The organism is Stenotrophomonas testudinis (assembly GCF_024499815.1).
Lineage (GTDB): Bacteria > Pseudomonadota > Gammaproteobacteria > Xanthomonadales > Xanthomonadaceae > Stenotrophomonas.
Window position 1 is genome coordinate 15,509 of sequence record NZ_JAMOKY010000029.1, and the last position, 26,734, is coordinate 42,242.

Consider the following 26,734-nt stretch of genomic DNA (forward strand, 5'->3'; position numbering starts at 1 on the left):
TGTGCCACGCGGCCCCGCCCGCCAGCCCGGCTTCAACCCTCCGAACAGGACCGTAATCCAATGACTGACAGCAGCAACTGGTACATCGAACACTTCGAACGCACTGGCTCGGCGATCGGCTACCGCATCACCGGCAAGCTGGACGAGGTGCAGTCGCCGTTCCAGAAGATCGAGATCTTCCAGACCACCGACTGGGGCAACCTGATGACCATCGACGGGGCCATCATGCTGACCAGCAAGGACAACTTCTTCTACCACGAGATGATCAGCCATCCGGTGCTGTTCACCCACGCTGCGCCCAAGCGCGTGGTCATCATCGGTGGCGGCGACTGCGGCACCCTGCGCGAAGTGCTCAAGCACAAGGGCGTGGAGAGCGTGACCCAGTGCGATATCGACGAGCAGGTCACCGTGATGGCGCGCAAGCACTTCCCGGAACTGTGCGATTCCAACGATGACGCCCGCGCCGAACTGCTGTTCGACGACGGCGTGGCCTACATGGCCAACTGCCCGGCCGGCAGCGTGGACGTGGTGATCGTCGATTCGACCGACCCGGTCGGCCCCGGCGAAGGCCTGTTCAACAAGGCGTTCTACGAGAGCTGCTTCAAGGCTCTGAAGGACGACGGCATCCTGGTGCAGCAGTCCGAATCGCCGCTGATGCAGCTGGAGCTGATCAACGAGATGCGCACCGAGATGGGCAAGGCCGGCTTCGGCTCGTTCAAGACCCTGCCGTTCCCGCAGCCGTGCTACCCCACCGGCTGGTGGAGCGTGACCATGGCGCGCAAGGGCGAGAGCGGCTTCGATTTCCGCCAGGCCGACTCGGCTGCCAAGACCTTCAATACCCTGTACTACACCGCCGCGCTGCACACCGGCGTGCTGGTGACCCCGCCGTTCGTGCAGGCGGCGTTGAAGTAAAGAAAAACCCGCGCTGGCGACAGCGCGGGTTTCTGCTGTCTGTAGAGTCGAGCCATGCTCGACTGCTTCTGCGCGAAGTGCGGCCGAGCATGGGCTCGGCTCTACAACACGGCGGGACGCATCCGGTAGCGCCGGGCCATGCCCGGCGAACGTTGGATCAGATCGCCCAGATACCCGCAATCACCGCCACCACCAGGCCCCACTTGATGATCTGGTAGGCCACCACGCTGCGCTCGCGCAGGGCCTTGGCCTTCAGGCGCACCTTGTACACGCCCCCGAAGGCCTTGTTGACGCCACCGGTCGGGTCACCCGGCAGGTTCGGCGAGGCGCCGCCGGCCAGCAGCGTGGACGCCACCGCGCGGTTGAACAGGCCCGGCAGGCCGAAGCGCAGCGGGCGGGCGATATCGCAGAACAGGATCACGCGGTCCTGGTCGGTCTCGTTGTGCGCGTGGTGGATGTAGGTCTCGTCGAACATCATCCACTCGCCATCGCGCCAGCTCTTCTTCACCCCGTCCACCACGATGTAGCAGCCATCGTCGTTGGGCGTGCTCAGGCCCAGGTGCAGGCGCAGCGAACCGGCGAAGGGATCGCGGTGCGGGCGCAGTTCGCTGCCCGGCGGCAGCTGCGCGAACATCGCCGCGCGCACGTCGGGAATCGATTCGATCAGCGCCACGGTCTTCGGGCACATGGCCTTGGCCGACGGGTGCGACGGGCCGTACCACTTCAGGTAGAAACGCTTCCAGCCACGGCGGAAGAACGAATTGAAGCCGGCATCGTTGTAGCTGCTGGAGGCGGCGATCTTCTGCGCATCGCGCAGCGCCAGCGCCTCGTCGCGGATCACCTGCCAGTTCTGCCGCAGCGGCTCCAGCTGCGGAAGCTCTTTGCCCGGGTCCAGGAACGGCGTGGTCGGCACCTTCGAGAACAGATACATGATGACGTTGATCGGGGCCATGAAGCTGGAGTGGTCCAGCAACTGGCGCGACCAGCGCGCGCGGACCTTGCCGCGGTAATGGATGTACAGCACGCAGGCCACGAACAGCGCTGCCAGGACAATCTTGATGATCAAAACACTTTCCTCCAGCGGGCGCCGGACAGGGAAACGAACGATGCGGCCGCGCGGCCAGCACCAGGTTGGGGGACGCGGCAGGGGACGGTGACGTGCCGGTGGGGGCGGCCGCCGATGTCGCGAGTTAACAGCTTATGGTCCGCAGCCGCTGCGCCGGGGTCAAGTTACCCGTGCGCCCTGTTCAGCATCACGTAGCTGAACAACCGGCCTACACTGCCCGGATGCCAGCCCGCGACCCCGCCCCCTACCCTGCCCTCAGCGCCCGCTACGGGATTTCTTCCCGGACCAGCCCGCCGCCATGCCCCGCAGCAAGGCCTTCCACTGGGCGGGGGGCGCTGCAGCTGGACCGCCACGGCCCGCCCGATGCCGACGCGACCGTGGTGCTGGTGCATGGCGCCGGCGGCTAAGGGCGCATGTTTGCCCCACTGGCGGCTGGCCTGGCCGACGCCGGGCATGAAGTGCTGGCACCCGACCTGCCCGGCTATGGCCTCAGCACCGCCCCTTGGAGCGCCATCGAATACGGCGCTTGGAAGCAGGCCCTGCTGGCCCTGATCGAGGCCGAGCACCAGCGCCGGCCGCGCCCGATCGTGCTGCTCGGCGCCAGCATCGGCGGCTATCTGGCCTACCTGGTGGCGGCCGAACCGCCGTGGGTGCGGGGGCTGGTGGCGACCACGCTGGCCTGCACCACGCGATCCCGTGGTGCAGGCCGCGCTGGTACGCCAGCCATGGATGCGCGCCCTGCTGCCCACGCTCCCGCCCCCTACCCTGCCCTCAGCGCCCGCTACGGGATTTCTTCCCGGACCAGCCCGCCGCCATGCCCCGCAGCAAGGCCTTCCACTGGGCGGGGGGCGCTGCAGCTGGACCGCCACGGCCCGCCCGATGCCGACGCGACCGTGGTGCTGGTGCATGGCGCCGGCGGCTAAGGGCGCATGTTTGCCCCACTGGCGGCTGGCCTGGCCGACGCCGGGCATGAAGTGCTGGCACCCGACCTGCCCGGCTATGGCCTCAGCACCGCCCCTTGGAGCGCCATCGAATACGGCGCTTGGAAGCAGGCCCTGCTGGCCCTGATCGAGGCCGAGCACCAGCGCCGGCCGCGCCCGATCGTGCTGCTCGGCGCCAGCATCGGCGGCTATCTGGCCTACCTGGTGGCGGCCGAACCGCCGTGGGTGCGGGGGCTGGTGGCGACCACGCTGGCCTGCACCACGCGATCCCGTGGTGCAGGCCGCGCTGGTACGCCAGCCATGGATGCGCGCCCTGCTGCCCACGCTGCGGCCCCTCAGCCGCCTCACCCGCGGCCTGCGCGTGCCGGTGCGCTGGTTCACGCACATGCAGCGCATGTCGCGCGACCCGGCCCTGACCGCGCTGGTCTGCGCCGACCCGCTGGGCGGCGGCAACCGCGTGCCGCTGGGGCTGCTGGCCTCGCTGTTCGACACCGCCCCGGCGCTGGAGCCCGAGCAGTTCCAGCGCTGCCCGGTGCTGATGCTGCACCCCGCCTGCGACGACTGGACCCCGGTGGCGATCAGCGACCGCTCATTCCAGCGCTTGGCCGCGCCCGGGCAGCGGGTGCTGCTGGAGGCGTGCGGCCACTTCCCCATCGAGCACCCCGGCCTGGACCAGCTGCGCGACGCACTGCTGCCGTTCGTGAGCGCATTGCCGGCCAGTTGCAGGCAAACCATTGATTGAAAAGGCCTGAAGCGCTAAGTGAGACGAAATTGTCCGATCAGGCGTGACGAACTGTTCCAGCTACGGCCCCGACATTTCTCCGACAAAACGTGGATTAGCGAACTCGGCGGTACTAAAATTCACTTAACGAAAGTTTAGCTACCTCCCCCCAGTCGTACCGGTTCGCTTGACGCTGCAGCGCCACCCACCGGGTCGTCGTCCGAGACCCCGCCATGACTTCCACTGTTTCCCCCTCCCCGTCCTGCGGCGATGACGCCGTGGCCCCGCTGCTGCTCAAGCGCGGTGAACGTTTCCTCGCCCCCGATGTGTACCGCACCTGCCTGGACGGCCGTCCGGCGGTGGTGAAGGACTATTCCCGCTACCGCGGCACGCCGGTTTCGCTGATCGCGCGCCTCATGGTGCGCCGCGAAGCGCGCATCCTGCAGCGCCTGGGTGGCTGGAAGCACGCCCCGGCCCTGCTCGGCACCCTCGGTGGCCTCGCCCTGGGCATGGAATTCATTCCGGGCCAGACGCTCAGCACCGCGCAGGCGGTGGGCAATGAAGTGTTCGACCAGCTGCAGCACGCGCTCAGCCGCCTGCACGCGGCAGGCATCACCCACAACGACCTGCACGGCACCAACGTGGTGGTGAGTGGTGGCGTGCCGGTGCTGCTGGACTTCACCTCGGCCTGGCGCGCCCCGCGCTGGCTGCGCCGCAACCCGCTCAGCCGGCAGATGCGCCGCAGCGACATGAAGAATCTGCTGAAGATCCGCCAGCGCGTGACCGGCCAGGCGCCGAGCGCCGCGCAGGCCGCCCTGGTGGCCGACCCGGGCTGGGTCGCGGCCGTGCGCCAGGGCTGGAAGCGGTTCTACAAGTGGGCGAAGCAGCGCTGAGCGCTGCTGTAGAGTCGCGCCATGCTCGACTGCTCTGCCTGCATCACGCGCGAAACGCAGTCGAGCATGGCTCGACTCTACAAGACGGCGAAACGGCGAAACGGCAGCCGAGCGTGGGCTCGGCTCTACAAGAGCGGATTACAGCGCGTCTGCGTCCAGCTCGCCGGTACGAATGCGCACCACGCTGCCCAGGTCGTACACGAACACCTTGCCGTCGCCGATCTTGCCGGTACCCGCGGCCTTCACGATGGCTTCGACCACCAGTTCCACCTGGTCATCGGTCACCGCCACTTCCAGCTTCACCTTCGGCAGGAAGTCGACCACGTACTCGGCGCCACGGTACAGCTCGGTATGGCCCTTCTGCCGGCCAAAGCCCTTCACCTCGGTCACCGTAATACCGGTAACCCCACGCTCGGCCAGCGCCTCGCGCACGTCGTCGAGCTTGAACGGCTTGACCACCGCCATGACCATCTTCATCGTCGATCTCCTGTATTCCGGCGTGGAGGATAGCGCCTGAACGCGCCCGGCGCGAAACCGCCGCCGCCTGTCCGGGCGCGCGGCCCGCAAGTATCCTTATGCGCAGAACGGCCTGCCAGGCCACGGAGTACCCCCATGATCGACCTGAACCACCTCGATGACCTCGCCCGCCGCCTGAGCGACCTGGTCCCGCCGGGCCTGCGCGAATCGCGCGAGGAACTGCAGGCCACCTTCAAGACCGCGCTGCAGGCCGGCCTGGCCAAGCTGGACCTGGTGACGCGCGAGGAATTCGAAGTGCAGCGCGCGGTGCTGTTGAAGACGCGCGAGAAGCTGGATGCGTTGGAGGCGCTGGTGCGTGAGCTGGAGGGGCGGGATTCAGCCCAAGGCTGAGCGCCCCGGAGTGGACGTACGAGGGAATGCGACCTCCTGCCAAAGCAGAGGTCGCGCCCACAGCAGTGACTAGCCAGTGCGGCCGATCAGCGGACACCCAAGTTCTGATGCGTCACCCGACAAAAAGCCTCGCGTCCAGAACTTCATCTTCTCGGGGTCCAAGGCTACCGTCCCGTCTTCAGCCAAGGCCCCAACCACGTTACCCTCGCTGCCCAGCGCCACGGTGCACTTCCCAATGCGCCCATCCGCTCGGATAAGCATGTGGTTGGGTTTGGCTGCATAGCACACGTGACTGACACGGAGACCCGATTCCTTCAGTGACTGGAACGCCGGGTTCGACTCTGAAAGCCCTGACACCGAAACCTGGCTTTCAAACTCAGCTTCCACTCCATTCTCGACATAGAAGCCCTCAGCTTCAAAGTGCGCCTGCAGGAGCTTGGATATCCGGACGGCCTCGGCGTGCGAAATCATCTGCAGAGACTCGCCCTTCCCGCCAAGATTGGATATGTCGCGCAGAAACACCGTGAAGCGTGCATCTGCCTTGAAGTCACCACACAGTCGGCGCGAAAGTCGCATCAGACTTTCTTCATTTCCCGGCATGATGTGCAATCGCATCATCACCGTGAAGTTGAAGCTGGAGGCCTTCATCGCAAGCAGGTTCTCGTAGATCCGATGAAACGTGCCAGCCCCAGAGGCATACCGTCGCGTCAGATCGTGAGCATCCGAATCGCCATCCAGGGATATCTGGAAGAAGTTCACGCCAAGTGCTATCAGTTCACTGAACAACGGCGGGGTCAGCTCAAAACCGTTCGTGGTCATGCTGCAATCCAGCAGCTCGAGAGCCCCAGAGGAAGAATGCGAGTGGAAGTCCCGAGACAACTCCAGGACAACACCCTTCGCTAGAAGTGGCTCACCGCCAAACCATTCCACACGCAGCTCTTTCAGCCCATGCTGCTCCACACGCCTGCGCACCAGCGCCTTGATTCCGGCAATGGTTGGCGCACGCATTCGACCAATCTCGAAATCCTCGTAGCAGTAGACACATCGAAAATTGCACTTCTCGGTCGGCATGATCGTCAGCTCCAACCGCCTGTTCAATCGTTCCTGAAAGTTCTCCACCTACCTCTCCTTGTAGTTGCTACCCCACCCTGATCACACGCACTCCCTCCGGTAGAGTGGAAACCCGGTGCGTCACAATGATCCTCGTCATCTGCAGTCCCAAAAGGACACTCATGATCTGCTGCTCCGCCTCGTAGTCGAGCTGGCTCAGCGTTTCATCCAGAACCAGAACTCTCGGCGCCCGATAGAGCGCGCGCGCCAACAGAAGGCGCTTCTGCTGGCCACCGGACAGCAAACGCCCTTCATCCCCCACCTGGGTCGCAAGCGCCATCGGCTGGGACGATGCAAAGTTGTCGAGGCCCGCAGCAGCGAGGCATTTCCACACGCGCGGGATATCAGCCACCTCCCCAAACGTGATGTTCTCAAGCACAGTCCCTGACAGCAGGGTGTCCTGCTGGAGGACAGTTCCAATCTGGCGGCGCAGGAGGGGCAAGTGACAGGCCTTCACGTCATGACCGTCCACTTCAAGCACGCCGTCTGTCGGTGCCACCAAACCAGCCAGGATGCTCAACAGCGTTGACTTACCCACACCCGACGGACCAACGATGGCCACCATCTCACCCGGCCGAATGGTGAGGCTTACATCCTTGAGCACCCAGGGATCATCGACGGAGTAACGAAAGTGGATCCCACGACAGACAACGGACGGCGCAGGACGTCTGTCGCCCGCTCCGGCCCAGGCCGCACACTCCTCTGCGGGCTCGGAGAGCACCTCCGAAATTCTCTGCAGATGCACCCGCGCCATCTTTACGTCCATCACTTTTGGTACGAGCGCACTTGCGCGCTGGCAGATCATTTCGACATAGATGGTCACGGCGACAAGAGCACCGACGGATAGAACTCCGCTATCAACCGCCAACACGCCTACGTGGACCACGAGAACCGTCAAGAGAGCGAGAATGACATCGCTTCCGGACTGCGAAAAGATAGCCATGCGCTGAAGAGAAATACTCGCTCTGATAAGTGACGAGTTGCCCCTGCGGAACCGGTCACCCCTGAGTCGCTCCATTCCGTTCAGCTTGACCGTCTGTGCTGCACGCACGGTCTCGATCACCTCACGGTCCTGCGATGCGAGCCTGTTTGCGAGCACGTTGCACGCGACGCCTACACGACCTGACGTGGATACCCGAAGGGCCATGCACAAAGCCGCTCCAGAAGCGGCCATCACCGCAAGCGGGAGGCTATAGGTACAGCACGCCGCCAGCAGGATGAACAGCGCAAGCGCATCGACCGCGCATTCCACGATCCCGGACGATGCAAGCTCCTGAACTTCGTGCACCGATCCCAGCCGCGAGATGACATCTGCTGGATGCCTGCGCAGGAAGTAGGACGGAGGAAGCTCCAGTATCCGGCCAAACACACTGTTCGAAAGCCCGCCAACAATCGAAGCACCCAGGTCTGCAGTGAGCAGAGCGCGGATGGAAGTAGCCCCTACCCTCGCAATCGCAATGAAAGCGAATATGAGCAACAGGCCTTCCGCACTTAATACTCCAGTGCCCCCTAGACCATCTACCGCGGACTGGATGTACAAAGGCGCTGCGACCGTAAGCAGCTCCGCCACTAAAGCTAGAAGCAGTATTGGGAGATACCGGAGCCTGCGTGGACGCATCTGCGACGTCAGCGCCGACCAGGGGCTTGGCTCCACCGGCATGTCTTCACACTGTCTGCTACCGCCAGTAAACCGAAGCAATGCACCGGAGAATCGCTTCTCCAATTCGGCGCAGGAAAGAACCATCTCACCGACAGCCGGGTCGAGCACAAGAAACTGCTCGGATCCAAGTCGCTCGACGACCACAAAATGGCAGCCATCAACCAGAATAACGCAGGTCGCATCAAGCTTTCTCAGTGCTGACCCGGTTCCGGCAAACACGCGGTGCTGCAAGCCAAGGTCGCGGGCAATCTCCGAGAGACGAGCAACCGTCGTACCTCGAAGTGAAACCGGGTATCGACGCCGCAGCCAGCGAAGGGTTACCCGCCGATCGAATCTGGCAGCGATCATCGCCAAGCACGCCAGACCACACTCCGTTGACTCGGACTGAAGGACGACGTCTCGACTCCGAAGCATCCAGCGATTCCACAGCCCAAGCACCATGCTATTCTCCTGGACACGCGGTCATCGCTGGCGAAACGCCAAGGCGGGATCAACCTTGGCCGCGCCCAGAGCGGGAATCAGCGCGGCGATCTGGCAACTCAGCAACGTCAGTCCCGCACCCAGCGCCACCGACGCGGCGCTTACTGCAGCCATCTCCAGCTGGCTCGCGAGAAGACGGTTCCCCGCTACGGCAAACCCCGCACCCAGGGTCACGCCAAGCCCGGCAACAACGGCACTCTCCACGGCGAAGAGAGCCACCACGTCACGTCGGGATGCCCCAAGCGCGCGCCGGATGGCAATCGACCGGTGTCTGGCAGAGACCCAGTAATGACTCATTCCGAAAATCCCCAGGGCTGACGAAGCGGTCACAACAACAACTACTGCCAGCAACACACTTGATCTGGATGCGTCTTTGGCGAAGTGCGCTGTCCTGAGCTCGGCCACTGAGCGAACGGGCTCCTGTACAAAGCCCGGCATGGACGAGGACAGGGCGCGAGTCACGGCCCGCTTCGCCTCTAGATCAAATGGCACGTTTCGACGGACGGCATACAGCCCCCCGATACTCTGGGCATCGATCTTTACTTCCGAGATCACGGCCTCGTAGTCGCTGGCATCACCGGTGGATGCGCTCCTGAAGTCTGCCGTGATACCCACAACTCGCAGGGTCAGCGGATAGCTGCCCCACACCTCGGTGTGGATCATTTTTCCAATGGCGCCCCCCGCAGGGAATAGGCGCTTGGCAAGACTCTGGGTGACGACCGCAGGTACGGCCAACGTGCTGTTGGGCTCAAGTACGTCCTCTACGGCGGGTGCCTGCAGGCTATCCAGTGCAACGCCCTGGACAACTGACGTGCCCAGCACGCTCGCGAGCTGCTCGCTTCCAAAGTAGATATACGGGTGCCCTGACGCATCGCGGTTGGACTTCTCCAGCCGCACCGACCCACGCTCCACCGCGAAAGGGACCGGGCCGAGTGCTGCGGCGCTGATACCTGGCACGTCCCGCAGTGAACGCAGCCCAGCACCCGAACTGGTTGCAGCGTCTTCGAAGCCGATGACGCCTATGTTCTGCACCACGGCGATACGGGCCTCACTCAGGCCGGACTCGGCATCGATGCGCTCCGAAGCCTCCAGAACAATCGTGGCTATGTTTGCAAGCACCGCCATGGACACTGAGATCTGAAGCACCATGAGGCCAACGACGGTGAGGTGCTTCGACACCGTTCTCAGCGTCGTCATCATCGCGTGAGCCATCGTCATGGGACTTCCCCCATGCGCAACGATACGAACCGCTGGCTGGCTCTCCACAGCGGAATCGACGCCGACAGAAGTGCAGACATCGCCGCGATCAGGGGGCACAGGGCCACGTACCACCACGCAATGGAAAGGTGCGATGCATACGCACTGGAGAGATCCTGCACGACCTGGAATCCGAGGAGGACCATTGGAATGGAAACGAGCCCTCCGGCGGCCCCCAGCACCGCTGACTGAACGGCGAGCTGCCTTACGATGTCTCCACGGGTTGCGCCAAGCGACCGGCGAATGGCGATCTCCCTGGACCGACCCACGAAGCCAGCCAGGAAGAGTCCGGCGGCATTCACGAGGCAGATGACCAGGACACCGGCTGCGAACCACAGCTGTGTACTGACTTCATCAGGAATTACGTCATTGATCGCCAGCCACTCCTTGAGCGGTGCCACGCGGGAGAACACGCCAGTGGCTCTGCCTGAATCGACCTGCGCCAGTCCATAGCTGTGCAGTGCACTGGTGAAAGCGCCAAGCGCCCGCGCATCGTTCAGCTTGACCCATAGCTGCAACCAGGCACACGATGCGCTCTCCGGATTCTCATGGACGCCATTGCGACAGGACATGGCGCCCATCCCGTAGTCCTTTGGCAGCGCACGCCATGCTGCCAACGGAATGTAAAGACGCTCGCTTTCCGCATAGGCACTGCCTCGAAGATCGTGGAATCGTGGAATGGGATTCCAGTCCTCCACGACGCCGACGATCGAGAAGCTTCGCGTGGCCAGCTCGACCTGTCTGCCCACCGCCGTTTCCGATCCGAACAGCTCCCTCGAGAGTGATCGCGAGATCACTGCAACGCGCGCGCCATTCTGGTCATCATCGGATCGCCAGAAGGCCCCGGAAAGCAGCTTCAGGTCGAGCAGGGAATGCGCACCAGATGTAAAACCTCGAACAGCAATCATGCCGAGCGGCCGATCCGTTCCCATGGGCCGGTAGGGAAGCCAGGATGACGATGTTGCTACGCTCGGTACGCCGGTGAGCCGGGTGATTTCCTGCACATCGTGCAGCGACAGCACAGACAGCGGCCGGGCAGAGCTGGATCGGGCGGCATCATCACGCAGATCAAGCTCCACGTGATAGAGAGACTGGCTGATGCTGGGTGCAGGATCGCCCCCGAGGCCGATCCGGATCAGCAGCATCGTGGCAAACGCGCTTATGCCAGTCGCTACGGCGAGCACGATCAGGATGCTGAGAAGTTTCGATCTATGGATGCCGGACAGTGCGAGTTCCAACGCGTATCGCATGCGTTCCTCTCCTTGGTGCGCTGAGAGAGATGCGCCGCCACGAGAGCGGCGCATCACGTGCAGGTCTCAGGAGGACTTGCATGAACAGCCGGAAACGCAGTTCCCGCTGTTTACCTTGCAGACTGCGCCGGCGGCCTGGACGCCCCCGGCGCCCAGCATTTCCAGAGCGCGTGGATCACGCACTTCGCAAAGGCCGTTCTCGTCATAGACGAATGGGTGATTGGTTTCAGCGGTCTGTCTGATCTCTTTCATAACCTCTCCTTGGCGCTGCGATGTGCCCCGACAAGCCCAGCGGCTTATGGGGATCTGCCGATGTACGGCAAATACGATTCCCGCGGCCTCATACGGGTCGAGTTCGTTTCTTCCACTCAACCTCACTCACTGCCAATAGATTCTTGCTATCGACAGTTTTAAAGCTTGTCGCAATCGATGGGAGTGACTGGCGCACAGCCGTTTCGAGAACTGTGTGACGAGCTGGCAGCCTTCGCGTTTTGCGTATCCTCGGGCTCATGCTGCGTGCCTAAAACGTCACGAAGTTCCACGCCTGCCCATTAAACACGTGTAACCGGGTCGGAACAGCTCGACGAGACACGTGCCATTGTCACGCGCACCTCAGGGCAGATCTCCTGCGCTGCACCCTGCCTTTCCTCACTTATCGTTGGCACGAGGTAAGCCCATACTCAACTGCGGCGCTGAAGAGTCATGTACGACATACGACGCGTATCTGCTACCTGACGTAACCGGTCCCCACGTTCACCCGTGTATGTTGATCGATCCCAACCCTCGGACCTGGAGTAGTTCCGTGAAGCAAGCATTACCACTTCAAGGTCATGCCGCCCTCGTCACCGGGGCCAGCTCCGGCATCGGCTTGGCCGTTGCAGAGGCGCTGGCGCAGGCCGGGGCGTCAGTGGTGGTGAACTATCACTCGCACGAGGAACCGGCACGCGAGCTGGTGGATCGCATCGTTGCCGAGGGCAGCCGTGCGATCGCGGTACAGGCCGACGTCGCGAAGGAAGCCGAGGTCATCCGCCTGTTTGATGAGGCGGCCTCCGCCTTTGGCCGGATCGATGTGGTGGTTGCCAACTCGGGTATCCAGAAAGACGCCCCCATCGCGGAGATGTCGCTGGATGACTGGAACGCGGTGATCGACGTCAATCTCACCGGCCAGTTCCTCTGCGCGCGCGAGGCAGTGAAGCGCTTCCGCTCGCAGCCTGAAGCGCATCGTCCCGCGCGCAGCGCCGGTTCAATCATTACCCTCAGTTCCGTCCACGAGGTCATCCCTTGGGCTGGGCACGTGAACTATGCCTCGGCGAAGGGCGGTATCCGCATGCTGACGCGGTCATTGGCGCAGGAAGTCGCCGCAGACCGTATCCGCGTCAATGCCTTGGCGCCCGGTGCCATCCGCACGCCCATCAATCGCGATGCCTGGGACAGCGAGGAAGCGCTGACCAAGCTGCTCAAGCTGATTCCCTACGGGCGCATCGGCGAGCCGGAAGATGTCGCACGCGCCGTGGTCTGGTTGGCCTCGGACATGGCCGACTACATCACCGGGACTACGCTGTTTGTCGATGGCGGCATGACCCTGTATCCGGAGTTCCGCGACAACGGTTGACCTACGCATCCGGTAAGTCGGCCGGCCGCCTGCGCCGCCGGCCTCGCTGGGTCAGTGGTCCGCAACGGCCGGCATGGCCGCCATCTCACCGATGGCCTGCACCACCGCCGGCGGGTCCTCCTTCGCGATGCTGTGGCCGGTAGCAACATAGCGATGCACGCCGCGTGCGAAGGTCGAGAACAGCAGCGCGTGCTGCGCCCTCCAGATCACCTTGCCCGCCGCGGTTTCTTCGAAGACCAACGGCTTGTCGGCCACTTGGGTTGCAGTCAGTAGTGCCACCGGCACGTCCGGCATCGCACGCTCGCCCGCAGCATCTGCCGCATCAAGCTGCTCGACCAGCACGCGGTAGTCTGCGGCCATCGACGGCGGCAGCATCGCCAGCAGCGCGGCATCATCGGCCTGCACCCGCGCCGCATCCGCCGTCCTGTAGGCGAGGCGCTGGCTTATCGTGGCCGGGTCCACCAGCACGATGCCGCGCACGCGCTGCGGATGGCGCCTCGCGAACTCCGTCACCAGCAGCCCGCCGTAGGAATGACCGACCAGGATCACCTGCTGGCCCGGCGCGACGGTCTCGATCAGCGCGCTCAGATCACTCAGGTGATCATCAATGCGCTTGGTCTCGCCATCGCTGCCTGACTTGCCCAGCCCTGCCCGCGCATAGGCGACGCTCCGGTAGTCTGCCCCCAGCCCGGCGATCACCTGCTTCCATGCACCCGGGCCCTGTCCGAAGCCGGCCTCGAAGACCACCGTGGTGGTGCCCGACCCCGATTCCTCGCCCTGCAGCGTGTAGCCCCCGCGCCTGACCAAAATCTCGCCCGCGTGCGCCAGCCCGGCGGTCGCCAGCAGGAGGGCGGCTGCCCACATCGTCATTGCCTTGCCCATCAAGCGCCCCCTGTCGGGTGCGCGCAGACCCTTGGGATGAGGAGGCTGGCGCCGATGCGCCGAACCGCGACTCGCGGTAAGTCGTGCTGGTAATGTAGTGCGCTACCACACCACTTACCCCATGCCATAGGTCATTGCTATTAGTTGTGGGCGATCCCCTAGCCGCGCGCTCTGAAAACCCTGATGGCGATCAGTTGCATCCGCGTCGCACCATCAAGCACCTCTCCGCAGGAATTCACACATGAGCCTGGCGCTGGTCTACAGCCGTGCCCGTGCCGGGGTCGATGCCCCATTGGTGCGGGTGGAAGTGCATCTGTCCGGCGGCCTGCCGGTCACCCAGATCGTCGGCCTGGCCGAAGCCAGCGTGCGCGAGTCACGCGAGCGCGTGCGTGCCGCCCTGCTCTGCGCGCGCTTCGATTTCCCGCAGCGGCGCATCACCTTGAACCTGGCCCCGGCGGACCTGCCCAAGGAAGGCGGCCGCTACGATCTGGCCATCGCGCTGGGCATCCTCGCCGCCAGCGGCCAGGTCGATCCACAGTCGCTGCTGCGTTACGAGTTCCTCGGCGAGCTGGGCCTGACCGGCGAACTGCGTCCGGTCAGCGGCGCGCTGCCCGCCGCGATTGCCGCCGCCGAGGCCGGGCGCATCCTTGTGGTGCCGCCGGGCAATGCTGCTGAGGCTGCCCTGGCCGAGCATGCCGACGTGCGCGTGGCCCGCACCCTGCTGGAGTGTTGCGCCGGGCTGGGCAACCCACGTCTGCTGCCGCCGGTGCAGCGCGTGGACACCACACCACTGCCCCTTCCCGATCTGGCCGACGTGCGCGGGCAGGCACTCGCGCGGCGCGCATTGGAAGTGGCCGCCGCCGGTGGCCACCATCTGCTGCTGATCGGCAGCCCCGGCTGCGGCAAGACCCTGCTGGCCTCGCGCCTGCCCAGCCTGCTGCCGGAGACCGGAGAAGATGAGGCGCTGCAGCTGGCCGCGATTGCCTCGGTCAGTGGCGAAGGCCTGGACCCGAGGCGCTGGCGGCAGCGGCCGTTCCGCGCGCCCCACCACAGCGCGAGTGCGGCGGCCTTGGTGGGCGGTGGCAATCCACCCTGCCCCGGCGAGATCTCGCTGGCGCATCACGGCGTGCTGTTCCTGGACGAGCTGCCGGAATGGAACCGCAGTGCCCTGGAGACCCTGCGTGAGCCCTTGGAGTCCGGACACATCCGCATCGCGCGTGCCGCGCGTAGCGTGCAGTACCCGGCGCGCTTCCAGTTGGTGGCGGCGATGAACCCCTGCCCGTGTGGATGGGCAGGCGACCGCAGCAATCGTTGCCTGTGCACCGATGAGCGCATCACCCGCTACCGCGCGCGGGTCTCTGGGCCGTTGCTGGATCGCATCGACCTGCATATCAGCGTGGCCAGGATGGATGCAGTGGAACTGCGCGAGAGCACCCCGCTGGGCGAACCAAGTGCGGTGGTGCGGGCACGGGTCGAAGCAGCGCATGCACGGCAGCGCGCGCGAGGTGGGCTGAATGCGCATCTGCCACCGGCAGCACTGAGAGCGTGTACGCGGTTGAGCGAGGGCGATCAGGATCTGCTGGAGCAGGCGATCGAGCGGCTGCAGCTGTCGGCTCGGGCGATGCACCGGATTCTGCGGGTGGCGAGGACGATTGCGGATCTGGATACGTGCGAGGGAATCGGGACGGCGCACCTGGCGGAGGCCATTGGATATCGGCAGCTGGATCGGGGCAAGGCGGCTGCCTGAAAGCATCTCCGCTACCTGCAAAGTTCCCTGTCAGGGACGCATCGCCACTACCTGCTGCCGCCCACTGTCACCCAGGATTCGCCTTGCCCTGACTTCTACAGCTTGACTGATAACTTCGGTAATTCCTCGACCAGGCGCCACGCGACTAGTCCCACCAAAGGACGATCACTCCTTCCTGTTTGACCGCCGCCTGAAGTGACTCGATGTCACCGACCCCTTGATCAACGATATCCGGGCAGAACGCGTAAAGCCTTTGGGAAAACTCTGGAAGATCCGCTGGAATAGTCTTGAGCTTGAGTTGAATGGTGTCGGTCTCAGCTTGCCGGATATCAATCCCGAATTGAGCGTCCCACCGTTTCAGCTCTTCGATGATCTGATCGGTGGTCATGTCATGGTTGACAGCATCGGTAGCTGCGAGGCGGACGATGTCAAACTGGTCCTGACCTGGTGCCACCACCAGTTCAGCGCCCCTGATCCTCGGATCATCGAGGTTGTGGGTTGTTCCAACAAAAGCGACGTAGCCAGAGGGCACCTTTCCCCGAATCGACTCAAGCAGCGTCTGCGCACTCTCGACAGGCACGATGACGGAATATCCACCCGTTCGCTTTGCCCTGCCAAAGTCATTTGTCCAATAGTCGCGAACGTCTGACTTCGTAACCGTGGCGAGCAGCGCCTGCGACGTCCCCTGGGGCGGCGGCGGCGTACCGACGCAAGCATTCAAGCCTGATGCTGCAAGAAGGAGTGCAAACATCCTTCCAATGGCTGCGTACCTTTTCATGCTGTGTCCAATCCTTGAATGATGCCAAGCGCTAGCTCCGTCCCTCTGCGCGGGCTGCCGCGCCAGCCGGCGTCTGCCATGAAGAGGTGAGTAGACCTCCTCGGACCTCGGCTGCGCCCACACAGCCCAGAAGGTAACCGCCACCGCAATGACGCCGTCGGCGATCGGTAGGCGGGCGGGGTGCGGTGGCTGTCGAGGGTGCCGGTCGCGCTTCAGGAAGCAGCATTCCCCCTGCCCTTACGGACGTACCGCGCTCGGCATCTGGAACGTGAACACAGTTCCGGCGCCTTCATCCGACGTCACCTCGAGTGTCCCGCCGTGAGCCCTTGCGATTTCCGAAGCGATGTAGATGCCGAGGCCCAGGCCGGGCCTGGGCACTTCGCCCTGCTCGCGGGAAAACGGGCTGAAAATGTTGCCCAGCCTTTCCGAAGGAATGCAGCCTGCATTGTGCACAGCGAGCACCAGACCATTGGATGCAGCGTGAACCTTCAACGTGACAGGCGCAGAGCGCTCACCGTGCTGCGCGGCATTGGTCAGCAGGTTTGCCAGCAGTTGCGAAAGCCTGCTGGGGTCGCAGACCACGCTGCCCTCGATCTGCATCTGGACGCTGATGTCCTGGCGGCCGGTAGCGATCGCCACCTCCTCCGCCACGCGTTCAAGATCTGCCTGCAACGAGTGGCTTTCGCGGAGCGAGATCGGAATGCCGCCGCCCAACCGCCCCCGGGCAAAATCGAGCACATCGCTGATCAGCCCATCCATGCGGGTGACGCCCGATGCGATGTGCGCGAGCATCTGCTGCTGGCGCTCGGATGTTGCCTCCATGTCCAGCGAATCCGCAGCAACGCTGATCGCCTGCAGCGGGCTGCGAAGATCATGGCCCAGCACCGCAATGAACTGATCGCGCAGGTCTGAATCCCGCTGCGCATCGGACAGCGCTGTCTGTGCTTCCAGCAGGCGATCCTCCTTGTCGAGGTAGTGCCCAACAAGATCGGCAAGCAGCTCCATCGAGCGTCGGACATGCACTTCATCGAAGTTGCCCGGCGTCGAATCAATGGCGCAGAGAGTACCGAAGAAGCTGCCGTCCGGGCGATGGATCGGAACCGACGCATAACTCTCAAGCCCGTAGATCCGCGGGGTGTGGTGTTTGGAATACAGCGGGTGTGCACTGGCGTGCGCGAACACGACCGAGGTGGGTGACTGCCTGATCTCGTCGCAGATGGTGGTTTCCAGAACCAGTTGCCCGCCAGGAACGAGGCCAAACCCCAGCGTGTCCAAGGTGGCGCAGGCCGTCCAGCTCGTCTCGGTCACCCGGGCAATCGCCGCGAATCGCGAACCGGTGATATGGGCCACGGTTTCGAGGATGCGCGGTACCGCCTCGATACGACCGATCTCAGCGATGTCGTTCAGCAGATTGGGATCGGTCAGGGTATGCATGTGCTGGCAGCCGGGGCGTGGTGGCGCATCATCCCATGAAACCGCCGGGGCAGCCGGGAAGGCTCAAGGGGCGTGTGCGGTCGGGGATGGATGTCCGCCACCGGCTGGAATCAGTCGTTGTCCAGCAACCGCAACCTGGTCAGATCCTCCCATTCCGCTCATACCAACCTTGAGTTCGGTTCACGATCCGAACTACGGACAGCATCACCGGCACCTCGATCAATACCCCCACAACAGTCGCCAAGGCCGCTCCCGAATGCACGCCAAACAACCCTACGGCGGCTGCTACGGCAAGCTCGAAGAAGTTGCTCGCGCCGATCAACGCCGATGGCCCGGCAATGCAATGCGCCACCCCAAGCCGACGGTTGAGCAGATAGGCCAGGCCCGAGGTGAAATAGACCTGCACCAGGATGGGTACGGCGATCAACGCGATCACCAGCGGCTGCCCCAGGATCTGCTGCCCCTGGAAGCCGAACAGCAGCACCAGGGTCAGCAGCAATGCCGCCAGCGACAACGTTCCGAGCGTGCGCAACACGCGTTCCATTCCGACCGCCCCGTTGCGGGCGAGCAGCCAACGCCGTAGCAGGGCAGCCACCAGCACCGGTGCCAAGATGTACAGGCCTACGGACAGCAACAGCGTGGCCCAGGGAACCGTGATCGCTGAAATGCCCAGCAGCAACGCGACCACAGGGGCATAGGCAACCACCATGATCGCGTCGTTCAGCGCCACCTGGCTCAAGGTGAAGTTCGCATCACCGCGGCACAGGTTGCTCCAGACGAACACCATCGCCGTGCATGGCGCAGCCGCCAGCAGGATAAGCCCCGCGATGTAGCTGTCAGCCTGCCCAGCCGGCAACCAATCCGCAAAGACGTGGCGCAGGAATATCCACCCCAGCAATGCCATCGAGAACGGTTTGACGGCCCAATTGATGAACAACGTCACCCCGATGCCTTTCCAGTGCTGCTGCAACTGGCGCATGGTGCCGTAGTCCACCTTCAGAAGCATCGGAATGATCATCAGCCAGATCAGCACCGCCACCGGCAGGTTGACCTTCGCCACCTCGGCAGAGGCCAGTGCTGCAAACGTGCCGGGCAGGAAGTGGCCGAGCAGCGTGCCGGCTGCGATGCAGAGCGCAACCCACAGGGTCAGGTGGCGCTCGAACAAGCGCATCGGTGCTGGTGCGTTCACGGTGAGCTGTCGGCCGGTTGCAGCTGGCCGATGCCGTCCAACGCACGCTGCAGCGCCGGGCGATCAGCCCATAGGCCTTGGGGCAGGTCCAGCAGCGCGTGCAGGCGCGACTTCACCAGGATGTGCGCCTGTGCAAATGCCGCTGCCTTGTCCGCATCGCTGCCATCCACCGCAGCCGGGTCTGGCTGGCCCCAGTGGCTGCGGATGAAATCACCAAAGACCACCGGGCAGGATTCGGCGGCGGCTGAATCACATACGGTGATCACCATGTCCATCTGCACGCCATCGGCGAATTCATCCCACGACTTGCTGCGCAGCCCATCGATGGGCATGCCTTCGGCCTGCAGCTGCGCGAGCGCGAATGGATTGATCTGACCGGTGGGTTGGCTGCCAGCGCTGAAGGCATTGAAGCGGCGGCCGCCCCACGCACGCAGCGTGGCTTCGGCAAGAACGCTGCGGGCGCTGTTGCCCGTGCAGAGGAACAGGACGTTGCAGGTCATGGTGCCGTCGCTTTGGTTGCACAGGGTGGGTGTGGCTTCAGCACTTGCACTGCGGGGCCGTGGGCGCGCACTGCTCGCTGGGCGAGCCCGCGCAACAGTTGTGCGTGAGGTACTCGATCAGACCTGTCATGGCAGTGAAGTTCGCGCGGTAGCAGACGTTCCGGCCCTGGCTTTCACTCTCCACCAAGCCGGCCTGTGCCAGCTCTTTCAGGTGGAAGCTGAGCGTTGCCGGGGGGACCTGCAGGGCCGTGGCGATGTCACCGGCCATGCGGCCTGCCGGGCCCGCCTCCACCAGCAGGCGGAAGGCGGCCAAGCGGGTGCCATGGCCCAGAGCGGTCAGGGCGGAGATTGCATTTGACGTTTCCATATTTCTAGAATAGTCGAATGCAGAAGCCGATCACAAGCCCCGACCTCCCCAACCTGCTGGAAGCCTCGCTGCCCCAGCCCGACCACAGCCTGCTTGCCGCCGACAATCAGGGGCCGCCGAGGATCCTGCTGCTCTATGGCTCGCTCAGGCCGCAGTCGTTCAGCCGCAAACTGGCGCTGGAGGCCGAGCGGCTGCTGCGTCACCTGGGCTGCGAGACGCGCGTATTCGATCCGCACCTGCTGCCGATGCTGGACAGCGTGGACAAGAGCCACCCTGAAGTGCAGCGGCTGAGGGAGTGGTCACAGTGGTCGGAGGGACAGGTCTGGGTCAGCCCGGAACGGCATGGCACGATCACCGGCGTGTTCAAGAATCAGATCGATTGGTTGCCGCTGGAGGACGGCAGTGTGCGCCCCACGCAGGGCCGCACCCTGGCCGTGATGCAGGTGAGCGGCGGTTCCCAGTCGTTCAACACGGTCAACACCCTGCGGGTGCTTGGCCGCTGGATGCGCATGCTGACCATTCCGAACCAGTCGTCGGTAGCCAAGGCATGGCAGGAATTCGATGACCATGGCCGAATGAAAGCCTCGCCCTACTACGACAGGGTGGTCGATGTGATGGAAGAGCTGGTGAAATTCACGCTGCTGACGCGGGGGCGCACGGATTACCTGGTGGACCGCTACAGCGAGCGGAAGGGAGACGAGATCGCGGCCGCGCTGGCTGAAGCGGCAGGGGCTACCGCCAGCTGATGGCTTGGGGTTGTGCAGCGGAAGCAGAAAGTAGAAAGCCACAGCTGTCCTGGATTACTTCCGGCATTCGCCCCGCCCCCTGCCGCCCTTCATCGTAAGCGATCAGTCAAGCTCAAGGATTGCCGATGCTCCGTAGTGTGCTGTGGGCAGTGTTGCTCTTGGTTTCACCCGTGGTTGCCACTGCGTCTGCCCCCAAGGCGCTGGCTTGCGGGGATGACGCATCAGACGCCCTGCGCGGTTCACAGTGCGCAATGGTGGACGTTCCGCTTCGCCATGCCGATCCGTCAGGCGAGCACATCGCGCTGTTCCTGCGGCGCATACCGGCCAGCGCGGAGGTGCCCAGGCGAGGCGAGGTCTGGCTGCTGTCTGGTGGCCCGGGCGAGTCAGGCGCCTCCCTGTATCCCCTGATCCAGACTTACCAGCGTGCGTTTCCCGGGTTTGATCTTGTAATCCCCGACCACCGCGGCACGGGCCGGTCATCGCGGATCTGCCCCATCCAGGAAGCACCTGAAAGCCCAGAAGGCACGGGGTTGGCAGGGTCCGAGTGGGGCCCCTGCATCAGCAGCATGTACGCCAACCTGCAGCGCACTTCGGCGTTTTCCGTTACCGAGGCTGCGCACGATCTTGGTGTTCTGATGTCAGGGGCAGAACGCGGTGGGCAGGTGTTGCTGTATGGCGTTTCCTACGGCACCCAGCTGGCGTTGCGTTCGCTCCAGGTCAATGATCTACATGTGGATGCGCTCATCCTCGACGGGCTGGTGCCGCCCGAAACCACTGAAACGTGGGATCTCAGCCGGCGCACAGCCCTTGTTGACAAAGTCGGGCGGCAGAGCATGGATGAACGTAGCCTCCAGCAGTATCGGCTGCTGCTGGCGGCGAAGGATGCGGCCTGGCAGAAGGTCGTGCCGGGCGGTGACCTGCGCCGGTTCTTCGCTGCGCTGCTGAGCTTCCCTACGCTGCGCGATCGAATGCCGAAGATCGTGCAGGACCTTTCCGAGGGCGATACCCGCACGCTGGCCGCCACGGTGAAGGACTGGAATGCAGCGCTGGCGCAGCTGGGACAGGGAGGAAACAACCAACCGGCCCTGCCGCTGGTGATGCTCATCGCCACCTCGGAGAACAACGCACGCCCTGAGCTCAGCCTGGAGACCGTGAACGAAGAAGCCAAGAATGCGCTGTTCGTCAGTCCCATTCCCGGCCTGCTCGTCAGTGGCAGTGTCCCGCGTTACCCGCGTGATGCCTGGTTCGGAAAGACCCCGGATACCCTGCCACGGACACTGATCCTGCAGGGGACGCTGGATCCGAATACCGCCTACACCGGTGCCCAGGAACACGCTGCCTTGCTCCACAGGTCGGGGCCTGTGACGTTCCACACCGTCGACCGCGGTGCCCATCTACTGCCGTTGGTGGCGCCAAGATGCTTTGTTTCGGCCGTGGGCAGTTTCATTAATGGCGACATGGTGAGCGAGCGCTGCGCAGAGCCCGTGCCAGAGTAAAAAGCTCACCCTGGCGCGGCTCCGCTCTGATCTGGGCGCGCTCACATTCCCAGATCAGACAGCCCCGGGTGGTCATCCGGACGCCGCCCCAACGGCCAATGGAACTTGCGGTCGCTCTCCTTGATTGGCATATCGTTGATGCAGGAGAAGCGCCGTTCCATCAGACCATCGGCAGCAAATTCCCAGTTCTCGTTGCCATATGAGCGATACCAATTACCCGAGTCGTCACGCCATTCATAGGCGTAGCGCACAGCAATACGGTTCCCGGTGAACGCCCACAGCTCCTTGATCAATCGGTACTCAAGCTCCTTCTTCCACTTGCGGGCCAGGAACTGCCGGGCTTCTTCCCGGCCATGGGTAAACTCGGCTCGATTCCGCCACTGGGTGTCGAGCGAGTAGGCAAGCGACACCTTGTCGGCATCGCGGGCGTTCCAACCGTCTTCGGCAAGACGCACCTTCTCAATGGCCGATTCCAGGGTGAAGGGGGGAAACGGCGGGCGAGCTTGAGCGTCGGACATGGCAAAGCCTCCAATCAAAGCGGATACATCGTTGGTTTCAGATTGCGAGAAACGTCGGGCCGCTAACGGACGGCCTGTTTCAGCAACAACTGCGCGACATCCCTCGCATTGTCTGCGGCGTCGTAATCACCCATCACGCGCGATACGGTGATGGCGCCTTCCATCAGAACCAGCAGCTGGCGCGCCAGCGCGTCCGGCTGCTCAATACCCAGCTGCCCGGTGAGTTCAAGCGTGTAATCGAGCAGCTTCTGCTTGTGATGCCTGGCAATCCTGCGAATCGGATCCTCAGGATTCCCGACCTCACCAGCGGTGTTGATGAACGCACAGCCGCGGTAATCTTCCGACTCAAACCAACCCTTGAGTACGGTGAACAGGCGCAGGATGCGCGCCTCGGGGCCATCGGCTTTGTCACATTCCTCCTGGAACCAGGCCAGCCAGCGGATGTCGCGCGCGCTCAACGCAGCAGCAGCCACCTCGTCCTTGTTCTCAAAGTGGCGATAGATGCTCTTCCGCGCTACACCCGAGGTCCTCACGAGAAGGTCCATGCCGGTGGCATGGATCCCGTTCTGGTAGATCAGGGCCTCAGCCGTTGCGAGGATCTTCTGCCTGGTGTCGGTCGATGTGCTGTCCATGCCACCAAGGTAGAACGCTCGTTCTACCTTGTCAACCCATCCGCACGATGTCGCTTGCCTTGGTCCGCCTGGTGCCATCCCAGATTGGTGTCGCTGCAGCTTCCCCCCCGGCGCAAAGCCACCCCGGCAAGGGGAGAGCTATCAGCGGGTGCTGCAATCTGTCGTCGGCAGATGAACGACAGAGGGCCCAGGTTCGGTCGTGCGAGAAACAGCCGATCAAGACGTCGCGCGCGTGAGAGAACACATTGGGTCACCATGACCCTGCGGCACGTCCTCAGCCACCCATCTCCAGAGTGCTGCTGCCCAACGTAGTGGGTTTACACAGGCAGCAGAGGCTCCATTGCTTGGTCGTCGCCGGTACGGCGCGAACCAGCATCCGATCGGCAAGGACCCCTACGGGGCGGTGTGGCCCAGGCAGTGGCGTTACCTTCCGGTCGGCAAGAAGTCCTGGGCTCCGCGCATCTTTCGCCACTGGATCCACGCGATCGCGGCGACGAAAAAGACGCTGCACAAGTAGCTACCTTCAGGCCCTTCCGCGCCACCGCTAAGGGCGTCGAGGCCTTGCGGGCGCAGCGCCACCAGCAGCGCCGGCAAGTGCGCATCGATGCCGGTGACGGGCAGCTCGAAGCCGGTCGCGAGCAACCAGTTCCACCCCACGTGCCAGCCCATCACACCCCAGATATTGCCGGTCCGCAGCGCCCAGGCGCAGGTAAACAGCGAGAACAGGAACATGCCGAGCGTAACCCGGAGCGGCTGGTGCGGACTGAAATGCAGGAAGCAGAAAACGAGCGACACCAGCAGCACTGCCACCGCGACATTGGTCTTGCGCGCCACCACCGACAGCATCCAGCCGCGGAAGATGATTTCCTCCACGCTCGCCTGGAACATGAAACTCAATAGCAGCAGACCGATGTTCAGCAGACTGACGGGCGACCACCAGGCCTGCCCAAAGCCCGCCGCCTGCATGCCGCCAGCCATCCAGATCCCGACTACGACCAGTACGATCGTGACGAATCCAACGGCCAGTCCGCGCAGGAAAGTTTTCAGCGGCGCCGGACCGGTCAGCCCGATGCTCGCCAGCGAGCGCCCTTCGACGAGGCCTACCCAGGCGAGCACGGCCGCCAGCGTCGGCGCGAAGCCGATCCACAGAAGCGCATGCAAGCCAGTGAGGCCGATCGGATCGCCGCGCGGCGTTGACCAGTGCTGCGACTGCATCCACCCGTCCAGCGCCATCACCGGTACCGCGTTGAACAGGATCATCAGGATCGGCGTCAGCCAGGCCCAGGGCAGCCAGCCGCGGGCTGGATCCGCCGAATACAGGGCAACGGGGGTCATGCGGGGCTCCAGGTCGACGTGGTGGCCGCAGCAAGCTGCCATCTGCGCGGGGGCGGTGCAACCCGTTTGCGACCAAGCAACAGAAGCCGCCGATGAATCACCCGGATTGCCGACGAACTATCCCTGAGTCGTCGCCCGTGGCGTCCGCTTTGGGTGGCGGTTTCATATGTGCGATGAAGCACGGACAGCTAACCAAGCAGCGGTAAAGCGTACTTCGCCATCACCCCTTGGCGAAGTACGCCGCGGCTTTTTTAGAATGTCGCGCGCCTCAGTCAGGCGTTTCACCTCGGCCTTCAGGCGCCGCACCTCGGCTGAGTCCTTCGGCGTCGGCAACATCGACCCATCAGGCTTGCCCGCCAAGGCCTCGCTCCTGCACTTGCGGAGCCATTGGTAAAGGCTGTGGGACGAGACGCCCAGCCGCTTGGCAACCTCGGCTACAGCAAGACCTCTTTCGATAACCTGCTTGACCGCCTCGGCCTTGAGCTCATCCGTGTACTGCTTGCATGCCATTAGACACCTCTCTCGCTTCCATTGATTATGGCTCTGAGATGTCTACGAAATCCTGGCCGGTCCAAAAGCTTCGATCGAAGAGCTGTCAGCCCCCTCCCTGCCTCAATGCGCCGGGCCCAGATTGCTGGGCATGCCCTTGCGCAGCACCGACAGATACCGGACGTACTTGCCAACGAAGATGCCGGTGAACCCGCCGGACAGCAGCAGATACGCGGCGCTGAAGTTGCCGTTGGCACTCAGCGCAGGCGACACCGCAAGTGCCACCTCAAACCCGTACTTCACCAGGAACGTGACCAGCAGCAGCGGCAGCAGGCTGTAATCCGCGCTGCGCCACAACCGGCCCGTCGCTCCGTCCACGGTCAGCGTCGCCCGGCGCAGCAGCATCCAGCCCAGCATCGCACCCGCACAGATGCCGGCGAGCCATTCGCTCCACGCTACCAGCGAACCGCCGTAGCGGTGGCTGATCGACCAGATGCCCCACACAGTGAACAGCGCCGGCACGATCGCGAGCCTCCGCAGCGAGGTCTGTCCTGGCCGCATGGCCGCGACACCGCGGGTGATGAGGTACGCCAGGATCACCCAGACCCAGATCGGGGTGTGCGAGAGGATGGGCAGCAGGAGGTTCACGGGAGGTCCTTTCAGTGAGTGGCCGCACGGAGGGCGGTGCGTGGCGCTCACTATTGACGGACCGGACTACCTGAACAAGTGACAGGTGTCAGCGATACCAGATGACTGCTGTTGCGTCCGGGCGCGGGTCACGGACGCCCGCTCAGGCCGGCGGAGCGGCTACGGCCGCAGCGGGCATGGCAGCGGCAGGCGCCACCGCCGGCGCGCCGGACCCCGTCCGCTCGCTGGCGGCGGCCAGGGCCTGGTTGATGCGCTGCGTCGTACCGCGCTGGTCCAGTTCCACGCCGATGAGGTAGGCGAAGCGGCCATCGCATCGGAGCTGCGTGGACTCGAGACCTTCCGTTTCCGCCAGGACACGCTTCAACGCCTTGGCCCAGCCGCGCCCAGGCACGCTGTCCAGTTCCACCACCACCACCGACTCGCCGCAATCCAGCGGCAGAGACTCGAGACGGACGACTTTTGGCGCTGCATGTAACCGGGCACTCATGGCGGGGAGCTCCTGCAAGGGGGCGACGGCCGAAGTATCCACGGCGTGCGCCAAGGGTCTGTCAAGGCAGGGACAGCCCGGTGTGTACGGGCAAGCTTCGCCCCGTCGATCTGCCAAGGTAATCGCTTCACGGCATTCCCCAGCACCTTATCCAAAGACCCGAACCTCTCCGCATACGGCGCACGCAGCCGCAGGTTCGACGCCCCATCCTTGGCCTGCACCACCACCGCCTTGCGATGGCTAAACTGACGGGGGCCATGCACGCCGTGGTAAGCGCCCATGGGCGCACCCTGTTCCATCACCTGCCCAGCGGCGTAGAGCCCACGCCGGCTGCCGACGAACTGGCGGCTGATGTGGCGACAAGCTGGACCACGCCGAGGCCGCGCTGGCCGCCGCCCGCACGCGTTCTGACGAAGTGGCCGGCGCGCCGCATATCGTCGGGCACACGGATTTTCTGGCCGAAGTTGTGGCCGCTGAACTGGTGCCCCTAGTCAAGGTAGGCGTGCGCGTGCGGCTGCAGACCGGCAGCACCAGCGTGGTCAGCCAGATGCTGCTGGATGGCTCGTGCGACCTGGGCACTACGGTCTACCCGCCCGAAGATGATCGGCTGCGCTGCGAAACGGTACGGCAGGAGCCGCTGCTGGCCATGGCTGCACCGGAGGTCGCGCAGCGCATCGCCGCGCGTGCGGATTGCGGTGTAGCGCTATGACAGGAGCC

General features: G+C 64.0%; 28 protein-coding genes and 2 pseudogenes. 11 read left to right on the forward strand and 19 right to left on the reverse strand.

Features of this window, described 5'->3' with window-relative positions; genetic code table 11:
- The first annotated feature begins 60 nt into the window (after nt 1-60).
- The gene (gene speE, locus NQ204_RS14565; protein ID WP_116862552.1) at nt 61-912 is read left to right on the forward strand and encodes a polyamine aminopropyltransferase; all 852 of its coding nucleotides are present in this window, start codon (nt 61-63) and stop codon (nt 910-912) included.
- Nucleotides 913-1,069: 157 nt separating this feature from the next.
- Here speE and NQ204_RS14570 read toward each other — a convergent pair whose 3' ends face one another.
- Nucleotides 1,070-1,975, reverse strand: coding sequence for an aspartyl/asparaginyl beta-hydroxylase domain-containing protein (locus tag NQ204_RS14570; RefSeq protein WP_165835661.1), 906 nt, complete (start codon nt 1,973-1,975; stop codon nt 1,070-1,072).
- Between the two features lie 416 nt (nt 1,976-2,391).
- Between NQ204_RS14570 and NQ204_RS14575 the strand changes: the two genes are divergently transcribed.
- From NQ204_RS14575 to NQ204_RS14585, 4 genes and pseudogenes are all read left to right on the forward strand, one after another.
- Nucleotides 2,392-2,901, forward strand: coding sequence for an alpha/beta hydrolase (locus tag NQ204_RS14575; protein ID WP_256644242.1), 510 nt, complete (start codon nt 2,392-2,394; stop codon nt 2,899-2,901).
- 6 nt (nt 2,902-2,907) lie between these two features.
- A pseudogene (locus NQ204_RS19695) lies at nt 2,908-3,171 on the forward strand (alpha/beta hydrolase); the annotation flags it as partial.
- A 52-nt stretch (nt 3,172-3,223) separates the two neighbouring features.
- Complete coding sequence (locus tag NQ204_RS14580; RefSeq protein ID WP_256644243.1) at nt 3,224-3,661, forward strand: alpha/beta fold hydrolase; 438 nt, start codon at nt 3,224-3,226, stop codon at nt 3,659-3,661.
- Between the two features lie 212 nt (nt 3,662-3,873).
- On the forward strand, nt 3,874-4,533 hold the full coding sequence (locus NQ204_RS14585) for an RIO1 family regulatory kinase/ATPase domain-containing protein (protein ID WP_116862549.1): 660 nt from the start codon (nt 3,874-3,876) through the stop codon (nt 4,531-4,533).
- Between the two features lie 138 nt (nt 4,534-4,671).
- Here NQ204_RS14585 and NQ204_RS14590 read toward each other — a convergent pair whose 3' ends face one another.
- Entirely contained in the window at nt 4,672-5,010 is a 339-nt protein-coding gene (locus NQ204_RS14590) for a P-II family nitrogen regulator (RefSeq protein ID WP_116862548.1), read from the reverse strand.
- A gap of 135 nt (nt 5,011-5,145) precedes the next feature.
- Between NQ204_RS14590 and ubiK the strand changes: the two genes are divergently transcribed.
- On the forward strand, nt 5,146-5,400 hold the full coding sequence (gene ubiK, locus NQ204_RS14595; protein ID WP_116862547.1) for a ubiquinone biosynthesis accessory factor UbiK: 255 nt from the start codon (nt 5,146-5,148) through the stop codon (nt 5,398-5,400).
- A 69-nt stretch (nt 5,401-5,469) separates the two neighbouring features.
- Here the strand turns inward: ubiK and NQ204_RS14600 are convergent, their stop codons facing one another.
- The 5 genes from NQ204_RS14600 to NQ204_RS14620 form a co-directional block, all read right to left on the reverse strand.
- Nucleotides 5,470-6,519 carry a radical SAM protein gene (locus NQ204_RS14600; protein ID WP_256644244.1) on the reverse strand — a complete coding sequence of 350 codons (1,050 nt, stop codon included), beginning with the start codon at nt 6,517-6,519 and terminating at the stop codon, nt 5,470-5,472.
- A gap of 19 nt (nt 6,520-6,538) precedes the next feature.
- Complete coding sequence (locus tag NQ204_RS14605; protein WP_343238523.1) at nt 6,539-8,611, reverse strand: peptidase domain-containing ABC transporter; 2,073 nt, start codon at nt 8,609-8,611, stop codon at nt 6,539-6,541.
- Between the two features lie 21 nt (nt 8,612-8,632).
- A complete protein-coding gene (locus NQ204_RS14610; protein ID WP_256644245.1) occupies nt 8,633-9,868 on the reverse strand; it encodes an ABC transporter permease in 1,236 nt (411 codons plus the stop codon).
- Nucleotides 9,865-11,157, reverse strand: a complete 1,293-nt coding sequence (locus NQ204_RS14615) for an ABC transporter permease (RefSeq protein ID WP_256644246.1) — start codon at nt 11,155-11,157, stop codon at nt 9,865-9,867. The genes NQ204_RS14610 and NQ204_RS14615 overlap by 4 nt, the downstream gene beginning before the upstream one ends.
- A gap of 66 nt (nt 11,158-11,223) precedes the next feature.
- Complete coding sequence (locus tag NQ204_RS14620) at nt 11,224-11,409, reverse strand: hypothetical protein (RefSeq protein WP_256644247.1); 186 nt, start codon at nt 11,407-11,409, stop codon at nt 11,224-11,226.
- A gap of 550 nt (nt 11,410-11,959) precedes the next feature.
- On the opposite strand from NQ204_RS14620, the gene NQ204_RS14625 reads away from it, so the two are divergent.
- Nucleotides 11,960-12,769, forward strand: a complete 810-nt coding sequence (locus NQ204_RS14625; RefSeq protein WP_256644248.1) for an SDR family oxidoreductase — start codon at nt 11,960-11,962, stop codon at nt 12,767-12,769.
- Between the two features lie 51 nt (nt 12,770-12,820).
- Here NQ204_RS14625 and NQ204_RS14630 read toward each other — a convergent pair whose 3' ends face one another.
- On the reverse strand, nt 12,821-13,651 hold the full coding sequence (locus tag NQ204_RS14630; RefSeq protein WP_488192366.1) for an alpha/beta fold hydrolase: 831 nt from the start codon (nt 13,649-13,651) through the stop codon (nt 12,821-12,823).
- Between the two features lie 241 nt (nt 13,652-13,892).
- Here NQ204_RS14630 and NQ204_RS14635 point away from each other — a divergent pair, with 241 nt between their 5' ends.
- The gene (locus tag NQ204_RS14635; protein WP_256644249.1) at nt 13,893-15,398 is read left to right on the forward strand and encodes a YifB family Mg chelatase-like AAA ATPase; all 1,506 of its coding nucleotides are present in this window, start codon (nt 13,893-13,895) and stop codon (nt 15,396-15,398) included.
- A gap of 145 nt (nt 15,399-15,543) precedes the next feature.
- On the opposite strand, the gene NQ204_RS14640 is transcribed toward NQ204_RS14635, so the two are convergent.
- The 5 genes from NQ204_RS14640 to NQ204_RS14660 form a co-directional block, all read right to left on the reverse strand.
- Nucleotides 15,544-16,176 carry a DUF4253 domain-containing protein gene (locus NQ204_RS14640; RefSeq protein ID WP_256644250.1) on the reverse strand — a complete coding sequence of 211 codons (633 nt, stop codon included), beginning with the start codon at nt 16,174-16,176 and terminating at the stop codon, nt 15,544-15,546.
- A 237-nt stretch (nt 16,177-16,413) separates the two neighbouring features.
- Nucleotides 16,414-17,610, reverse strand: coding sequence for a GAF domain-containing sensor histidine kinase (locus NQ204_RS14645; RefSeq protein ID WP_116862538.1), 1,197 nt, complete (start codon nt 17,608-17,610; stop codon nt 16,414-16,416).
- A 139-nt stretch (nt 17,611-17,749) separates the two neighbouring features.
- Nucleotides 17,750-18,781 (reverse strand): ACR3 family arsenite efflux transporter, encoded by a 1,032-nt coding sequence (gene arsB / locus NQ204_RS14650; protein WP_256644251.1) that lies wholly within the window; start codon nt 18,779-18,781, stop codon nt 17,750-17,752.
- Between the two features lie 14 nt (nt 18,782-18,795).
- Nucleotides 18,796-19,299, reverse strand: a complete 504-nt coding sequence (locus NQ204_RS14655) for an arsenate reductase ArsC (RefSeq protein WP_256644252.1) — start codon at nt 19,297-19,299, stop codon at nt 18,796-18,798.
- Between the two features lie 37 nt (nt 19,300-19,336).
- Nucleotides 19,337-19,666 (reverse strand): ArsR/SmtB family transcription factor, encoded by a 330-nt coding sequence (locus NQ204_RS14660; RefSeq protein WP_116862535.1) that lies wholly within the window; start codon nt 19,664-19,666, stop codon nt 19,337-19,339.
- A gap of 17 nt (nt 19,667-19,683) precedes the next feature.
- On the opposite strand from NQ204_RS14660, the gene arsH reads away from it, so the two are divergent.
- Nucleotides 19,684-20,412 (forward strand): arsenical resistance protein ArsH, encoded by a 729-nt coding sequence (gene arsH, locus NQ204_RS14665; RefSeq protein ID WP_256644253.1) that lies wholly within the window; start codon nt 19,684-19,686, stop codon nt 20,410-20,412.
- Nucleotides 20,413-20,537: 125 nt separating this feature from the next.
- Nucleotides 20,538-21,908 carry an alpha/beta fold hydrolase gene (locus tag NQ204_RS14670; RefSeq protein ID WP_256644254.1) on the forward strand — a complete coding sequence of 457 codons (1,371 nt, stop codon included), beginning with the start codon at nt 20,538-20,540 and terminating at the stop codon, nt 21,906-21,908.
- Nucleotides 21,909-21,949: 41 nt separating this feature from the next.
- On the opposite strand, the gene NQ204_RS14675 is transcribed toward NQ204_RS14670, so the two are convergent.
- The 6 genes and pseudogenes from NQ204_RS14675 to NQ204_RS14700 all read right to left on the reverse strand — a co-directional run bounded on the left by NQ204_RS14675 (nt 21,950) and on the right by NQ204_RS14700 (nt 26,017).
- On the reverse strand, nt 21,950-22,426 hold the full coding sequence (locus tag NQ204_RS14675; protein ID WP_256644255.1) for a nuclear transport factor 2 family protein: 477 nt from the start codon (nt 22,424-22,426) through the stop codon (nt 21,950-21,952).
- A gap of 62 nt (nt 22,427-22,488) precedes the next feature.
- Entirely contained in the window at nt 22,489-23,058 is a 570-nt protein-coding gene (locus NQ204_RS14680) for a TetR/AcrR family transcriptional regulator (protein ID WP_256644256.1), read from the reverse strand.
- A gap of 423 nt (nt 23,059-23,481) precedes the next feature.
- Nucleotides 23,482-24,393: a CPBP family intramembrane glutamic endopeptidase gene (locus NQ204_RS14685; RefSeq protein ID WP_256644257.1), complete on the reverse strand. Its 912-nt coding sequence runs from the start codon at nt 24,391-24,393 to the stop codon at nt 23,482-23,484.
- Nucleotides 24,394-24,599: 206 nt separating this feature from the next.
- Nucleotides 24,600-24,903 (reverse strand): annotated as a pseudogene (locus NQ204_RS14690) (transposase); the annotation flags it as partial.
- 102 nt (nt 24,904-25,005) lie between these two features.
- Nucleotides 25,006-25,530, reverse strand: a complete 525-nt coding sequence (locus NQ204_RS14695) for a DUF6622 family protein (protein ID WP_256644258.1) — start codon at nt 25,528-25,530, stop codon at nt 25,006-25,008.
- A gap of 142 nt (nt 25,531-25,672) precedes the next feature.
- Nucleotides 25,673-26,017 (reverse strand): hypothetical protein, encoded by a 345-nt coding sequence (locus NQ204_RS14700; RefSeq protein WP_256644259.1) that lies wholly within the window; start codon nt 26,015-26,017, stop codon nt 25,673-25,675.
- Between the two features lie 481 nt (nt 26,018-26,498).
- Between NQ204_RS14700 and NQ204_RS14705 the strand changes: the two genes are divergently transcribed.
- On the forward strand, nt 26,499-26,726 hold the full coding sequence (locus NQ204_RS14705; RefSeq protein ID WP_256644260.1) for a LysR family transcriptional regulator substrate-binding protein: 228 nt from the start codon (nt 26,499-26,501) through the stop codon (nt 26,724-26,726).
- The last annotated feature ends 8 nt before the right edge of the window (nt 26,727-26,734 follow it).

What these genes read in the sequence shown, in the direction of transcription:
- NQ204_RS14630 (WP_488192366.1), bottom strand. Translation starts at nt 13,651, where the DNA reads ATGGGCAAGGCAATGACGATGTGGGCAGCCGCCCTCCTGCTGGCGACC.
- NQ204_RS14635 (WP_256644249.1), top strand. Translation starts at nt 13,893, where the DNA reads ATGAGCCTGGCGCTGGTCTACAGCCGTGCCCGTGCCGGGGTCGATGCC.
- NQ204_RS14700 (WP_256644259.1), bottom strand. Translation starts at nt 26,017, where the DNA reads ATGAGTGCCCGGTTACATGCAGCGCCAAAAGTCGTCCGTCTCGAGTCT.
- NQ204_RS14585 (WP_116862549.1), top strand. Translation starts at nt 3,874, where the DNA reads ATGACTTCCACTGTTTCCCCCTCCCCGTCCTGCGGCGATGACGCCGTG.
- NQ204_RS14605 (WP_343238523.1), bottom strand. Translation starts at nt 8,611, where the DNA reads ATGGTGCTTGGGCTGTGGAATCGCTGGATGCTTCGGAGTCGAGACGTC.
- NQ204_RS14640 (WP_256644250.1), bottom strand. Translation starts at nt 16,176, where the DNA reads ATGAAAAGGTACGCAGCCATTGGAAGGATGTTTGCACTCCTTCTTGCA.
- NQ204_RS14580 (WP_256644243.1), top strand. Translation starts at nt 3,224, where the DNA reads ATGCGCGCCCTGCTGCCCACGCTGCGGCCCCTCAGCCGCCTCACCCGC.
- NQ204_RS14685 (WP_256644257.1), bottom strand. Translation starts at nt 24,393, where the DNA reads ATGACCCCCGTTGCCCTGTATTCGGCGGATCCAGCCCGCGGCTGGCTG.
- NQ204_RS14675 (WP_256644255.1), bottom strand. Translation starts at nt 22,426, where the DNA reads ATGTCCGACGCTCAAGCTCGCCCGCCGTTTCCCCCCTTCACCCTGGAA.
- arsH (WP_256644253.1), top strand. Translation starts at nt 19,684, where the DNA reads ATGCAGAAGCCGATCACAAGCCCCGACCTCCCCAACCTGCTGGAAGCC.
- NQ204_RS14660 (WP_116862535.1), bottom strand. Translation starts at nt 19,666, where the DNA reads ATGGAAACGTCAAATGCAATCTCCGCCCTGACCGCTCTGGGCCATGGC.
- NQ204_RS14575 (WP_256644242.1), top strand. Translation starts at nt 2,392, where the DNA reads ATGTTTGCCCCACTGGCGGCTGGCCTGGCCGACGCCGGGCATGAAGTG.
- speE (WP_116862552.1), top strand. Translation starts at nt 61, where the DNA reads ATGACTGACAGCAGCAACTGGTACATCGAACACTTCGAACGCACTGGC.
- ubiK (WP_116862547.1), top strand. Translation starts at nt 5,146, where the DNA reads ATGATCGACCTGAACCACCTCGATGACCTCGCCCGCCGCCTGAGCGAC.
- NQ204_RS14680 (WP_256644256.1), bottom strand. Translation starts at nt 23,058, where the DNA reads ATGGACAGCACATCGACCGACACCAGGCAGAAGATCCTCGCAACGGCT.
- NQ204_RS14620 (WP_256644247.1), bottom strand. Translation starts at nt 11,409, where the DNA reads ATGAAAGAGATCAGACAGACCGCTGAAACCAATCACCCATTCGTCTAT.
- NQ204_RS14615 (WP_256644246.1), bottom strand. Translation starts at nt 11,157, where the DNA reads ATGCGATACGCGTTGGAACTCGCACTGTCCGGCATCCATAGATCGAAA.
- NQ204_RS14645 (WP_116862538.1), bottom strand. Translation starts at nt 17,610, where the DNA reads ATGCATACCCTGACCGATCCCAATCTGCTGAACGACATCGCTGAGATC.
- NQ204_RS14655 (WP_256644252.1), bottom strand. Translation starts at nt 19,299, where the DNA reads ATGACCTGCAACGTCCTGTTCCTCTGCACGGGCAACAGCGCCCGCAGC.
- NQ204_RS14610 (WP_256644245.1), bottom strand. Translation starts at nt 9,868, where the DNA reads ATGACGATGGCTCACGCGATGATGACGACGCTGAGAACGGTGTCGAAG.
- arsB (WP_256644251.1), bottom strand. Translation starts at nt 18,781, where the DNA reads ATGCGCTTGTTCGAGCGCCACCTGACCCTGTGGGTTGCGCTCTGCATC.
- NQ204_RS14670 (WP_256644254.1), top strand. Translation starts at nt 20,538, where the DNA reads ATGCTCCGTAGTGTGCTGTGGGCAGTGTTGCTCTTGGTTTCACCCGTG.
- NQ204_RS14590 (WP_116862548.1), bottom strand. Translation starts at nt 5,010, where the DNA reads ATGAAGATGGTCATGGCGGTGGTCAAGCCGTTCAAGCTCGACGACGTG.